Source organism: Larkinella rosea (assembly GCF_003858635.1).
In the GTDB taxonomy this organism is placed as follows: domain Bacteria; phylum Bacteroidota; class Bacteroidia; order Cytophagales; family Spirosomataceae; genus Larkinella; species Larkinella rosea.
In genome coordinates this window covers 529,089-543,704 of record NZ_RQJO01000015.1, presented here as the reverse complement: position 1 = coordinate 543,704, position 14,616 = coordinate 529,089, and the positions used below count along the sequence as shown (strand labels likewise).

General features: G+C 52.2%; 8 protein-coding genes. 3 read left to right on the top strand and 5 right to left on the bottom strand.

The window, feature by feature from the left end; all coding sequences use genetic code 11:
* Window positions 1-11 precede the first annotated feature (11 nt).
* Together EHT25_RS28735 and EHT25_RS28730 are read left to right on the top strand one after the other, a co-directional pair.
* Window positions 12-3,413: a SusC/RagA family TonB-linked outer membrane protein gene (locus tag EHT25_RS28735; protein ID WP_229311824.1), complete on the top strand. Its 3,402-nt coding sequence runs from the start codon at window positions 12-14 to the stop codon at window positions 3,411-3,413.
* Between the two features lie 18 nt (window positions 3,414-3,431).
* Window positions 3,432-4,994 carry a SusD/RagB family nutrient-binding outer membrane lipoprotein gene (locus EHT25_RS28730; RefSeq protein WP_124878893.1) on the top strand — a complete coding sequence of 521 codons (1,563 nt, stop codon included), beginning with the start codon at window positions 3,432-3,434 and terminating at the stop codon, window positions 4,992-4,994.
* 104 nt (window positions 4,995-5,098) lie between these two features.
* Here EHT25_RS28730 and EHT25_RS28725 read toward each other — a convergent pair whose 3' ends face one another.
* The 5 genes from EHT25_RS28725 to EHT25_RS28705 form a co-directional block, all read right to left on the bottom strand.
* Window positions 5,099-6,871 carry a RagB/SusD family nutrient uptake outer membrane protein gene (locus tag EHT25_RS28725; protein ID WP_124878892.1) on the bottom strand — a complete coding sequence of 591 codons (1,773 nt, stop codon included), beginning with the start codon at window positions 6,869-6,871 and terminating at the stop codon, window positions 5,099-5,101.
* Between the two features lie 16 nt (window positions 6,872-6,887).
* Window positions 6,888-10,496, bottom strand: coding sequence for a TonB-dependent receptor (locus EHT25_RS28720; RefSeq protein ID WP_124878891.1), 3,609 nt, complete (start codon window positions 10,494-10,496; stop codon window positions 6,888-6,890).
* A gap of 191 nt (window positions 10,497-10,687) precedes the next feature.
* A complete protein-coding gene (locus tag EHT25_RS28715; protein ID WP_124878890.1) occupies window positions 10,688-11,761 on the bottom strand; it encodes a FecR family protein in 1,074 nt (357 codons plus the stop codon).
* 77 nt (window positions 11,762-11,838) lie between these two features.
* Window positions 11,839-12,459, bottom strand: coding sequence for an RNA polymerase sigma factor (locus EHT25_RS28710; protein ID WP_185731519.1), 621 nt, complete (start codon window positions 12,457-12,459; stop codon window positions 11,839-11,841).
* Window positions 12,460-12,840: 381 nt separating this feature from the next.
* Window positions 12,841-13,443, bottom strand: a complete 603-nt coding sequence (locus tag EHT25_RS28705; protein ID WP_124878888.1) for a 3-keto-disaccharide hydrolase — start codon at window positions 13,441-13,443, stop codon at window positions 12,841-12,843.
* Window positions 13,444-13,628: 185 nt separating this feature from the next.
* Here EHT25_RS28705 and EHT25_RS28700 point away from each other — a divergent pair, with 185 nt between their 5' ends.
* Complete coding sequence (locus EHT25_RS28700; protein WP_124878887.1) at window positions 13,629-14,612, top strand: fasciclin domain-containing protein; 984 nt, start codon at window positions 13,629-13,631, stop codon at window positions 14,610-14,612.
* The last annotated feature ends 4 nt before the right edge of the window (window positions 14,613-14,616 follow it).

The following is a 14,616-nucleotide window of genomic DNA, read 5'->3' as shown; positions in this document are numbered from 1 at the left end:
TACGGACAATCATGCGCGTTGCTCTGTATCAAGCTCTCCTGTCCATTGCATTAACCACGCTGACCTATGCTCATCACGACGGGCGTGGACCAAAAGTTCTGGAGCAAAAAGTAACCCTGCATTTGACTAATGTCGACGTTGAGAAAGCACTGGAAAAGCTTGAAAATGTGGCGAAGGTCAAATTCATGTACAATCCCCAGGTTTTCGGCAACCAGAAATACAGCTTCAAATTTCGGGACGAAGCCCTTTCCGATGTACTCGAAAAAATACTGGCACCCCACCAGGTTAGCTACGAAGTCGTGCAGGACCGGATTATCCTGAAACGCGTTCAGACGCCGGTGGAAATCGTGCCCATTAAGGCCAGAGAAGCACCCAAACGCAATATTACCGGAAAAGTGACGGACGAAAACGGTGCCGGACTTCCCGGCGTCAGCATTCTGCTGAAAGGAACCACACGCGGTACATCCTCGGATGCGGAAGGAAGCTACCGGCTGGAGGTTCCGGATGCGGAAGTAACGAATGCGGTTCTGATTTTCAGCTTCGTAGGCTACGTATCGCAGGAAGTCACGGTGGGCAACCAGACGGCGGTTTCCGTTCAGATGGCCCCCGAAGCCAAATCGCTGGCCGAAGTGGTCGTCACTGCCCTCGGGATTGCGCGGGAGAAAAAAGCGCTGGCGTATGCCGTAACGGAAGTGAAAGGAAGTGAGTTTACGCAGGCCCGGGAAAATAACGTAGCCAACGCCCTGACCGGTAAAATTGCCGGAGTAAACGCTACCGGTATGGCGACCGGCCCCGGTGGTTCGAGCCGCATTATTATTCGGGGAAATGGCTCTTTGAACGGCAACAACCAGCCCTTGTACGTGATCAACGGGATGCCGATGGACAACAGCATTCCGGGTGGCGGAACGGCCTCGGACGGTAACGGGATGAACGTCGACCGTGGTGACGGGATTGGCGGGATCAACCCCGACGACATCGAGTCGATCAGTGTCCTGAAAGGCGGTCCGGCTGCGGCACTTTACGGGGCGCGGGCTTCCAACGGGGTTATTCTGATCACGACCAAAAAAGGACGCGGTCAGAAGGGCGTTGGGGTGGAAATCAACAGCACGACCTCTTTCGAGAACATCGCCGTGATTCCGAACTGGCAATATGAATACGGCCAGGGACTGGATGGCAAAAAACCGACGACCCTGACGGAAGCCAAAAGTACGGGACGGCTTTCGTACGGCGCGCGCATGGACGGCCAGCCCACGATTCAGGTCGATGGACAGTTGCACCCGTATTCGCCCCAGAAAGACAACCTGAAAAACTTCTACCGGACGGGCAGCAATTACATCAATTCGGTGGCTTTTACGGGCGGAAATGAGTCGGTCAACTTCCGGCTGGGTCTGAACAACACCAATTCCAACAGCATTGTACCGAACTCGTCGTTCACGCGGAAAATCGCCAACCTCAACCTGAACGCCTTTCTGGGCAAAAAGCTGAGCATCGAAACCGTATTCCAGTACAACTACGAAGCCGGAACGAACCGCCCGAAAGTCGGCTATGCCGACATGAACCCGCACTGGGCGACCTATTTGGTCGCCAACGTAGTCGACATTCGGAGCCTGGCACCCGGTTATGATCCGGCAACGGGCAAGGAAATGGAATGGAACCCGGTTCCGGCCGCGCCAAACCCCTATTTCGTAGTTAATAAATTCAAAAACGACGACACCAAACACCGGTTTTTGAGTCAGGGAAGTATCCGTTACGACATTCTGGACAACCTGTTCCTGAAAGGAAGCGTGAGTCAGGATTATTACAGCTTCCAGTCGGAATACGTCCAGCCGACCAACAACGCCTTCGCACCGCTGGGAACGTACGAAGGACGGAAAACAACTTCGTCGGAAACCAACGGCATGTTGACGCTGAACTACAACACCACCTTTTTCAAGGACCTGACTTTTTCGGCCATGCTTGGTGCCAACGCACAACGCAGTATTTACGACCAGACGGTGATCGCGGGTAGCGAATTTACGGTGCCTTATTTCTACAGCTACACCAACCTGGCGGCTTCGACAACGACGCCGACATACCTGAAAAGCGCCATCAACTCGGTTTTCGGTTCAGTGGATTTTGGGTACAAAGGGCTGGCTTACCTGACGGTTTCGGGTCGGCAGGACTGGTTTTCGGTCCTGAATCCGAAGAGCAACAGCATTTTCTACCCGTCCGTGGGGGGGTCGCTGATTCTGTCGGATGCCATCCGGATGCCGAAAGCGATCAGCTTTGCCAAGTTGCGAGCTTCATGGGCGCAGGTGGGTGGTGCCACGGTAAATGCCTACCAGATTTACCAGTATTACTCGATGCAGCAGGGCGGTCACAACGGTCGGCCGGTACAGGTTCTGTCCTCGTCGCAGGTGCCGAATCCGGATCTGAAACCACTGACCTCGACCACGGCCGAAGCCGGTGTTGAAGCCAAATTCCTGAATAACCGTTTGGGCATCGACCTGACGTTTTACAACCGGAAAACCACGAACGACATCGTCACGTCCAACATTGCGCTTTCGTCGGGTTATACCTCTGCGCTGCTGAACGTGGGTGAGCTGAGCAACAAAGGGATCGAGTTGCTGTTGACCGGAACGCCGGTTCAGAACGGTAGTTTCAACTGGGATGTCAGCTACAACATGGCGTACAACAAAAGCAAAATCGAACGGCTGGCCGAAGGTTTGACCGGGATCGACGTCGGTAGCGGTGTGGGTGGTGGTCTGGTGCGGAACGTACTAAACCGGCCTTACGGTACGGTTTGGGGTTACCAGAAAAAAACCGATGCCAACGGCAATGTGGTTTTCAACACCGCCAGCGGGTACGCCGTTCGGGGTGATTTGCAGGAAATCGGACAGGGAACGCCCCCGTTGACAATGGGGATTACCAATAACTTCCGGTATAAAAACTTCTCGCTGAACTTCCTGATCGACGGCAAATTCGGCAGCATTGTGTACTCGAACCTGTACCAGTATGCCTACCGGTTTGGTCTGCCGCAGGAAACGCTGCCGGGTCGCGAAACCGGGGTAACCGTTACGGGTGTCACGCCGGAAGGCAATCCGTTCACCAAAACCTGGAAGAAAGAGGAGGTCGATACGTATTACGACAACGACAAGAATTACACCGCGATGTTCATGTTTAACAACGATTTTGTGAAGCTGCGTCAGGTGGTTTTCAGTTACAACCTGCCCGTCAGCAAGCTACCGTTCCTGAAACTGCAATCGGCGTCGATTTCGCTGGTGGCCCGGAACCTCGCCATTCTGTACAAGGACAAAAAGAACCAGTATTTCGATCCGGAGTCGGGTTACACCAGCACCAATGCCCAGGGCCTGGAAGCGTTCGGTGTGCCCAGAACCAAGAGTCTCGGGGTGAATTTAATGGTGAAATTTTAACAACATAGCTTTCTGACCATGAAGAACATCATTCATAAAATCCTACTCGCGGCTCCGTTTCTCTTCCTGCTGTCGGCCTGTGACAAAGGCTTTGAGGAAATGAACGTGGACCCGAATAAATATTCCGAGGTTATCCCCGAATATCTGTTTACCCGCGCCCAGCTCGACGGTGTCAGCACCAACTTTACGGGAGCGGCCTACCTAACCATCGGCCAGTCGATGCAGCATTTTGCCACCTACAAAGAAGTTCCGGCGGCTGGTGACAAGTACTTTAACTACAGCTATTCGACCGGCAACTGGAACGCCTACGCCGGAACTGCTGCGGGACAGGGTGCGATCATTTCCATTCGGCAGGTGATCGATGCCGTTTCGGCCAATCCGGCGAATGTCAATAAACTGTCGGCGGCCCGCATCTGGAAAGCGTATATTTTTCACCGCATGACCGACCTCTACGGCGACATTCCGTATTTCGACGCCGGCAAAGCGCTTTCCGACAAGAATTACGGGCCTAAATACGATACGCAGCAGGCCATTTACGCCGACTTGCTGAAAGAACTCGATGCCTCCATTGCGGCTTTCGATGCCACCAAAGCAACTTTCGGAACGGCTGATTTGATGTTCAACGGCGACGTCGTGAAGTGGAAGAAATTCGCCTATTCGCTGATGCTCCGGCTGGGCATGCGGTTGACGGAAGTGGATCCGGCTACGGCCAAAACCTGGGTGGAGAAAGCCATTGCGGGCGGGGTCATTCTGGACGATGCCGACCGGGCCATCATTGCTTACGTAGACGGTTCGCAAACCGCCAGCCGGAATTTCATCGCCAATGGTTTATTGAGCACCGACTACATTACGCCCGGTGGCGACAACGTGGAAGGCGGCAAGTTTGCCAAAACGCTGATCGACTATCTGAAAAATACCAAAGATCCCCGTCTGAACGTGATTTCGATTGTCTGGACTTCGGCGGATGGCAAAACGTTTACGGCCGACACCACGACGGCCCTGCAGAGCGGTATGCCCAACGCAGCGTTTAACAACCTGCCCGCCAATTTCAATTCCTTTTCGGAACCCAACCCGAATACGCTGCTGAAATACAGCGCGCCCCTGATCGTGTTTGGCAATGCGGAAACCAACCTGCTGCTGGCCGAAGCTTCGGTCCGGGGTTGGAAAAGCATTGGTACGGCAGCCTCCGCGTATACCGACGCGGTCAAAGCCGGGATGCGGCAATGGGCGCTGTTCGGCTCGGGCGGAACGATTTCGGAGGCAAAAATCAATGCCTATCTGAACCTGAATCCGTACAAAACCGCCGGAACCGTTGCGCAGCAAATGGAGCAGATTCAGACGCAGAAATGGGTTTCGCTCTTTCTGGAAGACGAATACGAAATCTTCGCCAACTGGCGACGCACCGGCTACCCGGTTTTGACCCCGACCAACTATCCGGGCAACCTCACCGGTGGCAAAGTACCGACCCGGTTTGTGATTCCGGATTCGGAAGAGACGTACAACAAAACCAACTTCATCGAAGCGCGCACCCGTCAGGGCGGAGCTAACACCCTGTCCAGCGTGGTTTGGTGGGATAAATAAATAATAACGTTCGAGAATGACTAAATAGCACCGGGACCTTCCTGGTGCTATTTTTTTGAATGGGAATGGTGGAGGTCGATAGAACGGGAGATTCTATTTATCACTCAATAGCCCGGATTCTGCTTCAAGGTTGGTTGTCCATTTACAAAACTCTGGGTAATCGCATAGTCTGGAATGGGCTGGTATTCGCTCTTGTTTTTAGTAAACTTCACCCCATTGCCCAGGGCCAGCGAACGGCGAAGGCTTTCTTTGGGTAAGTATTCCGTGTTAATAACCTGATCGGCGATTCCCCAGCGGACCAGATCGAAGAAGCGGTGACCTTCCATTCCTAATTCGATTCTTCGCTCAAAACGAACTGCCTGGCGGGCAATCGCCTGGCTCGTCCAGGCTGTTGTATAGGAATTCACCACATACCGGGCGGCATTGGTTCCGTCTAGTGTTTTAATCGGTGAGGCCGCGGCCCGGGCCCGAACCCGATTGACGTATTCACGCGCTTTATCCAGGCTACCCACCTCCACTTCGCATTCGGCCGCCATCAGCAGGACATCGGCAAAACGCATCAGGGCATAATTCAGCGCGCTGGCAATGCCAAAACTAGCCCGAGCCACCTGTCCCGAACTGTATTCAGCCGATGAAAAAACGTGTTTCTTACCCGTAAATGGCCCACCATTGGTGATCGACTCACCCGGAGGAGCCGTGAAGGCTAAACCGCTCATCAGGCCCCAATCCAAGTAAGGAATGCCCCGACGTCCGACGGTGTGATCTAAACGAGGGTCCAGATTGCCCGCATAAGGTGTAAATGGGCTGGCATCTGGCACCGTCTCATTCGAAGTAACATCCACATCGTTATAGGTATTGAGCAAGGGCAGGCCATTCTCGTCGGTGCGAAACGCGTTGACCAGGTTTTGCGATGGCCGATAAAACCACGAGTTTGTGCCCCCAGCAATCCCGTTGGGATAACACAGAATCGCTTCCCGAAAACCGTTCGTATTGTCGCCGGCACCATCGCCAATCGCGCTTTGCACCTCAAACATCGCTTCTTTACTATTCTGGGTTGCGATGCGGAAATTCTCGCCAAAATTCGCGGTCAGGTCCAGCTTCACGCCCTGGCTGGTTTTGCCCTGCCCGATAATCAGGTCGAAAAGCGCTTTGGCCTCGGCGAATTTATTCTGGTACAAATAAGCCTTTGCTAGGTAAGCTCCGGCCGTCCACTTGTTGACCCGACCTTTGCCCGGTTTCACTTCGTCCAGATTGTCGTAAGCGAATTTGAAGTCCGTTTCCAGTTGGGGCCAGCTATTGATGTAATTGCCACTCGCATCTTTATTCGGGATTTTGTAATCCGTGGCTTTTTCATCGACAAACGGAATGTTGCCAAAAATTTTCTTCCCCTCAAAATGGTGGAAGGCCCGCAGGAAACGAGCTTCTGCGGCCACTTGTTTCTTCAAGGCATCGGTCAGGGCCGGATCGGTTGTTTTGGCCAATGCCTGCAACACCCTATTGGCCCGGCCAATGCCATCGAAAATACCGTTCCAGCGGGCGAGCAACTGTGAGTTTGTGGAGGGCGTTGCGTATTGCATCACCTGGTTAATTTCGCTTTGGTCGGTAAAGTTGGTACCCCCCTTATACGCATCGCCCCCGGTTATGCTTCCCCATATCCAGTTGTATGACCCACTGAAGCCCAGGAAATTAGCGGCCTGTGAACCGTCGAGCGTAGCGTAGGCATCGATCAAAAAACCGTCGACCCCCTTTTTGCTCAGTAAATCGCTTTCGCTATAAACGCCCTGGGGACCCAGGTCAAGGAATTGTTGCTGACAGGCAGAAAGCGTAACGACCGAAAGCAGCAAGGAGAATACTGTATATTTCAGAATCAGTTTCATAACAAAATTGCGGGGGTTAGAAGGATACGTTTAGGCCCAGTAAAAACTGACGTGGATTCGGATAGCCTGAATAATCGACGCCCAGATTCTGGTCGCTGCTGGCCGTTTGTTCAATCGATGCGCCCGATACCAGTCCTAAATCGGGGTCGGCTCCGGTGTATTTCGTGATGGTGAAGAAGTTCTGCGCCTGTGCATAAACCCGCAGGTTGCTCATTTTAATCGTTTTCAGCCAGGTCTTCGGAAAGGAATAGCCCAGTTGAATGGTTTTGCCCCGCAAATAGGACCCGTTCTCCACGTAAAACGAACTCGAATTGCCCGTTACAAAAGCCGTATAGCCATTGGCGGCACCCACACCCAATTGCGGTGTTTTGGCAGTAGCCGCCGTGGCGGGTGTCCAGGCATCGTTTAGCTTGCCGGAAGCAACCGAGCCGCCTAAAACACCCATGTACGTAAAGTACTTGGTGTAATTATAGAGCTGATTGCCCTGATTCCAGAACACAAAACTACTCAGGTCGAACCCCTTCCAGCTGAAGCCGAGGTTCACCCCCATCTGGAATTTGGGATGGGGCGACCCCAGCACGGTTCGATCGGCCGTCGTGATATTTCCATCACCGTTAAGGTCTTTGTATTTCCAGGACCCAACGACACCCGAGGCTCCGTTTATTTTAGGGCCCGCATCGACCTCAGCCTGGCTGTTGTAAAACCCGTCAATCTGATACCCATAAAACGACGAGACGGCCTGTCCCTGAGTGGTAATCAGGGCGTTGGTGATCCGGCTTGCCGCTACCAGTTGCGCCGTATTCTCGTTATTTAGTTTGGTCAGCCGGTTTTTGTAGTGGGTAACGGTCAGGGTGGCATCGTATTTCAAATCGGACGTGATGTGGCCCTGGTTGGTGATTTGCAGGTCAATACCGGTGTTACGCATCGTTCCCAGATTGACCAACGGTTTGGTTACCAGCATTTCCAGCCCATTCCGCAGGCTGGGGACCAGCAAATCCCGGGTGTTTTTGGTATATACATCAACGGCGATACTCCATTTTCCCCGCAAAATGCTGGCATCCAATCCAATATTGGTCGATTCGGTGGTTTCCCATTTGGTTTGCAGATTCCCCTGTGAGCTCGCGCCATACCCCTGCGTAGAGCCAATATTGGCTCCATTGATATCGTAGAAATTATTGCCCGGTGCAGCGCTATAGGTTGAATACTGATTGAAGGCCGGCACATTGGAAATACTGCCCATTTTCCCCCAGCCAGCGCGTAGTTTCAGGTCATCCAGCCAGCCGAACGATTTCATAAACGCTTCGTCGGAAATGCGCCAGCCCACACCCAAAGAAGGGAAATTAGCATACCGCACATCGGGGCCGAAGAGTGATGAGCCATCCCGGCGGAACGTAGCGTTAAACAAATACCGGTCTTTCAGGCTATAATCGAGCCGACCGAAATACGAAAACATCGAACTGCGCGACAGCAGTGAATTGCGGTTGATGTCGGCATCGTTGGCGCTGATGTCGCCCAGCGACTGGGGCAGGCCCGTGTTGAGCGACAGAAAATTGGTTGACTCAAAGTCATAATTACTCTTGGCACCAAACAACCCCCGCCCGGCATTTTTAATGGCTTCGGTACCCACCAGCACCTTTACATCGTGAATCTGCGCCAGCTTTTTCTGGTACGTCAGCGTATTGCTCCACGTCCAGCTCAGGAAATTGTTCGTGGCCTCGGTCAACTGAGTAACGCGCCGGGATTGGCTGGCTTCGTATTCTTTCAGGAAAGCCCGCTGAAGGGTTCCGTTGCGGGTATCCACCCCAAATGATGTGCGGAAGGCCAGCGCGGAATTGAAATCCACCTGCGCAAATACATTCCCAAAAGCCCGCAGATTTTGATTGAACCAGTCTTTCCGGCGATCCAGATACGATACCGGATTATACCCAACTCCGGCCGTACCCCCAATCAAGGAACCGCCGTAGCCGCCTTTTAGGTCATAAACCGGTATAAACGTCGCGCTGCGTATCGCGTATCCCCAGGCGCTGGTTTCGCCAATCACGGTAGCATCTCCCCGCCGGTTGTCGTACGAAACCTGAAGATTTTCACCCACGGTCAGGAAATCGGTGGCTTTAAACGAAGAGTTCAGCCTCATCGAATACCGGTCATACCCCGTGTTTTTGAAGGTGCCCTGCTGGTTAAAATAATTCAGCCCCAGCGAAAACGTAGAGCGGTCGTTGCCTCCGCTGGCCGATAACTGATGGCTCTGGATAATGCCCTTTTGCGACATCGCATCGAACCAGTTGGTGCCCGGACTGGTCTGAAAAATCTGGTACGGATTGGTGTAGTCGGCAATCGTATATAAATCGGGATTGGCACGGGGATCGTTCGCCGACACGCCCCCCTTGAACGCATTGCTGACCACGTACCGGTCCGGAATAGCAAACGAACCATGCTGGCCAAAAACCGGGTCGACAAACGTGGTTGCCGTTGTTTTATCCAGATAGGTCAGCAACTCCCCCGTATTCAACAGTTTGGGTATCCGGTTCAGGGGCGTTGCCTGAATGCCGTAATAGGTATCGTACGACAGGGTTGTTTTACCCGTTTTGCCCCTTTTGGTTGTGATAATAATGACACCATTGGCGGCTCTGGCTCCGTAAATCGAGGCCGAAGAAGCATCTTTCAGGACCTGAATCGACTCGACATCCTGTGGATTAATGCGGGACGCATCGGTGGTCGGAACGCCATCGATGACGTAGAGCGGATTGTTGTTGCCATACGATGCAAACCCCCGAATCCGGATGGATGCCGAACTGCCGGGGTCGCCCGTGCTGCTCACCGTAACACCCGCTGCCCGGCCCTGTAACTGGGCTACCAGGTTCGCCGAAGGCGTAGCGGTTAGATCGCTGGCTTTCACGACGGAAACCGCCCCGATGATGTCTTTTTTCTGCTGCGTGGTGTAGCCGGTTACCACAACCTCGCTCAGTTGATTCGTCGTCGCTTCCAGTTGAACATTGATTTCTGTTCGATTGCCGACGATCACATCCTTCGCCGTATAACCGACAAAACTGAACGTTAAAACCGTGTTCGCATCCGGAACACCAATTCGGTATATACCCTGCGCGTCAGTAGTCGTACCCCGACTGGTTCCTTTTACGATAATGGTAACACCCGGTAGCGCTCCTCCTTTTTCATCCGTAACGGTCCCGGAAACGACTAGCTCGGAATGTTCTTCAACCGGGATACGCGGTTCATTTTGAATGCTTAGGTGATCAGCTTTCGGCATCAGGGGGGATAAAATAATCTGATTTCGGATGACTTTGTATTTGAGTTGTAAGGGCTGGAGCAAGCGGTCGAGCACCTGTCCCAGGGATTCGTTGACAATCGTGACCGTTATTCGCTGGGTAGCGGTCAGGAGTTGGGGCCGGTAGGTAAACTTTACGTCGGCCTGGGTTTCTATACCCGTCAGGACATGGATAAAATCCTGGTCCGATACCTGAATGCTAATTTTTCGGTCCAGGAGTGTTTGGGCTGTTACCTCCCGGGCCAAAGATACCCCCGCGAAAATGATCGCTATCGAAAGATGCAGGAGCGATAGTTTCATGAGGAGAATCAGTTCTTTTTGGAATCGTACTGTTTTTTTCATTGATTTGACAGTTTTTGTAAGTAGAAGACACAAAAACGACCTTCACACCCGCTGGAACGGGATACTGTTTATGAGAGCAGCGAAGGTCACGTAGAGGCCGGTAACGCTGGAACCGTTACCGGTTTTTTAGTGAGTAACCGGTTTAACTATACGAGCATAGGCAGATAGGTTTGGAGGTTATCAGAATAGGGTTAGTCGCAGCCTTTACTGTCGACAACAATCCGGGCATCGACCAGTTTATAGCTAGCTCCGACAGCTTCACAGATGATATCCATTTTTTCAAACAGATTTTCGCTGCCCAATGACGTGGTCAGTCGGCAATTGCTCAGTTGTTCCTCATCGAAAATGATCTCAACCCCGTAGGTTTTTTCAATGGCCTGTAAAATTTCAGCCAGGGGGGCATTCCGAAATGAAAAAAGCTTTACCTCGGCCGGAGGCAGAATGGGGGCCGGCTTTTCAACAAGGGTGCGGGTGATGTGGGCGTCCGCTTTCGTAAAAGTAGCCTGTTGATTGGGCGTCAAAATCAACCCATCCTTCTCCGGATCCTGGTGTTTAGTGCTTTGAGTTGGAAAAACAGATACCCGACCGGTTTTCACCATGACCTGGATCTGCTGATCCCGGTCATACGCTCTGACCCGAAAACTGGTTCCCAGTACCTTCGTAGTGATCGCATTCGCGTGGACCAGAAAGGGCTTATCCGGATTTTTTTGCACCTCAAAAAAAGCTTCCCCTTCCAGAAAAACCTCCCGGATGGTATCGGCAAATGCTTTTCGATACTGGAGTTGCGTACGCGGCTCTAACGATGCCTGGCTTCCGTCCGGAAGGTTTACGATCAGTACGGAGGAGGTATTGTTACGGACTTGTTCGAGTCGGTCGGAAACAATCTGACCCATTGGCTCATCAGGGCTAATCCGGTGGTTATTTTTCCGACTGAACCACCAGCCGCCCAATCCAAGTATTAAGCTAATGGAGGCAGCTGCCAGCCAGACGGGCCATTGCCGCCAGGGGCGCACCGATGTTTCCTGCGCGCTTTTCCAAATACGCTTGTAAAGCGTATTCACTTGCTGTTCCGATGGAAAATCAGTCTCGACGCGCTCATGCAACGTAAGCAGCAACTCCCGCGCCTGCCTGATGGTAGCCCGTTGGTTCGGGTGGTTTAGCAGGACATCCGCCCAGAAAGCATCGTCACTGGCCTCTCCCTGCAGTACCCACTTGCGGAAAGCGGTATCCTGCAAAAAGTCATCGGTCGTATAATGCGGGTACAACAGTACAGTCCTTTTTAGTGGGAAACTTGTATTATTTCAATTCACTAAGCAAGAGACTGCATGTAGCTTTTTTAAACCTATTTACCTGAAAAAAATTTCAGCAACCAGCCAAGGCCTAAAAAGCAGAGCGTGAGAACCAGAGCCAGTCGGCGGAGGGTCTGCAGTGCCTTTTGGGTCATGTTACGCGCGCCCTGTTCACTTATATTCATGATTGCAGCGATTTCAGCATAGCTGAATTCCTGGTAATAGCGCAGGATTAATGCCTCGTATTGCCGGGCAGGTAAATAGGTTAACCAGGCTTTTAACCGGGCAGACTGTAACGCGATTTCTTCATCGGAAATCATATTGGCTTCCACGGAAGCCAGCGTGGGCTGCCAATGGTCTGTTTCTGCAGTAAAAGGTTGGGGATATTCAGCCTCGGGGCGAAGCGATCGATGAATTTTACGGCGTAACGAACGAAATAGGTAAAATCGAACGGACTCCGCTTCGGCCAATTGAGAACGGGTACGCCACAAATCGGTGAACATATCGTGGATGGCATCTTCCACCAGATTCGAATCGCGGTTAATTTTCATTCCATAACTATACAACACGCGGACATAGCGTTGATAGAGCCAGGAAAAAGCGGCCTCTTCGCCATTCCTGAAACGATTCCAATAGCGTTGATCTTCCTGATCGGTTGCCCCAATAGCTTTCACGGAACAAAATAATGCGATTTTTCCCTAATATACTTCTACTTAGTCGGTCGTGCAGCGAATTTGAAGCCATGAATAATCGTTCAGCAGACCCGTATGACTAACGAATGGATGGACTAACTGAGGATAAGCTGTGATGCCCGGTGCCGAAATGTATACCACTTTGCCTGGCAAATGACCTAATCAATGAATTGGGTTTGGCAAATGGAATTGTGCCGGCATAACTACAACTCCGTTAAACACCTGAGTGGCTGAGACACGCCCAGAATCTTCAAACGCCCGCCACAATGGACGACGAGTGGGGCAGCCCCAAAATAAACGCTGGACGATGAATAGCGCTGCGGCAGGCCATTCATCGTCCAGCGTTTCCCAGTCCTTATGGAATTACAACGGCTGTAGCTCCATATTTTTCCAGCGAACTTTGATACCGCCCCCATCGTGAATCTGGAGGGCAATACCGCCTTCGCCTTTCCCGATTTTCTCATCTTTGTAATCGACCATTTCTTTGCCGTTGAGCCAGGTCTGTACGCGATCGCCCTCGGCGCGGATACGAAGCTTGTTCCACTGCTCCGGTTTCAGAATCGTTTCTTTTTCGTCCGGAATCTGAATCAGCCAACCGCGTCCGTAGGATTCGTAAATACCGCCCGTATCGTGGTTTGGCGGAGCCACTTCAACCTGCCAGCCACTCACTTTCGTTCCTTCTACCGTCGAGCGGATGAAAACCCCGCTGTTGCCGTTGGCTTCCTGCTTAAACTCCAGCGACAGATCGAAATTCTTGTAAAATTTATCCGTTGCCAGATAACCGTATCCTTTGTCGGGGCCGCTTTCGCAGACCAGCTCTCCATCAGCCACATACCACTTTTCGGTACCGTAGATTTTCCAGCCCGTCAAATCTTTTCCGTTGAAGAGTTTGACTTTTTTGGTTGGTGCCATAAAACCGACGGCAACCACGACCAGGAGAACCAATACGAGCAATTTTTCTTTCATGGGTTTGTCAAAAAAGTAAGTTTAACAAAGGATTTGGTAATTTTGTAACGTAATTGTAACCATTCATTCTGTTCAATAAACCGAATACCGGATTCGTTCTGAACTGTGTTCGGCATAAAGATAACAGGCTGAACCGTCTGTCCGACCTGATAAAGCACTTAATCTTACTTATTGATCGCTTTTACATGAAAAAAACGCGCTTTTCCCCTTTCCAGTCCCGCACCGTGCTGCTGGCGGTTTTCGTCACTCTTTTTACATTCGCGACCAGTTGCGACAACGAAAAAGAAGACGCTCCCGCCCAACCCAAAACCGTTGCCGATTATGTTTCTGAGAACAGTGACTTCAGCATTCTGAAAGCGGCCATGTTGCAGGCTGGTCAGCTCGATGCCTTCAAAAATCCGAACCTGACGGTTTTTGCGCCCAACGATGCCGCCTTCCGGGCATCCGGCGTAACCGACGCCACCTCGCTAACGGCCCTGACCAAAGAGCAGTTGACCGGTATTTTGCAATACCACGTCTTAAAAGCTGCGGTGGCCTCGTCTGGTTTTCCAATGGAAAAAAACAAAGCCGTCCAAACTTCCTTAAGCATTAATAATCAGGCGGTTTTAGCGTACATTACCAATGGAACGAGCGGGTTATTCATCAACGGCGCGAAAGTCACCAAACCGGATGTCCAGGTCGCCAATGGGGTGATTCACGTCATCGATCACATTTTGTTACCTCCGCCAACCGGTAGCGGTGGAAGTCTGGTGGGCGTCGTTCAGGCGGATACCAGCCTGTCGTTGCTGGGAGCAGCTGCCCTGCGGATTGCCACCGTAAACCCGACCCTGGCGGGAGTGCTGACGGGCACTTCGCCGTATACCACCTTTGCGCCCACGAACAGTGCGTTCCGCGCGTTGAAACTGAGCACCGCCGACACGATCAATAAAGTGCCGGTGGCTATGCTGACCGCCATTCTGGCCAACCACGTGGTGTCGGGACGCTTGTATTCCAACGACCTGACAACGGGCGATGTAACGGCGTACAGTACCGGTAAACTGACCGTCAATTCGACCGGAAGTGCGGTTACCGTCAAGAGCAACGGCATTGCCGCACCCGCTACGGTGACCCGCGCCAACGTGACCGCAACCAACGGCGTGGTTCACAAGATCGATAAGGTGCTGTTGTAAACCG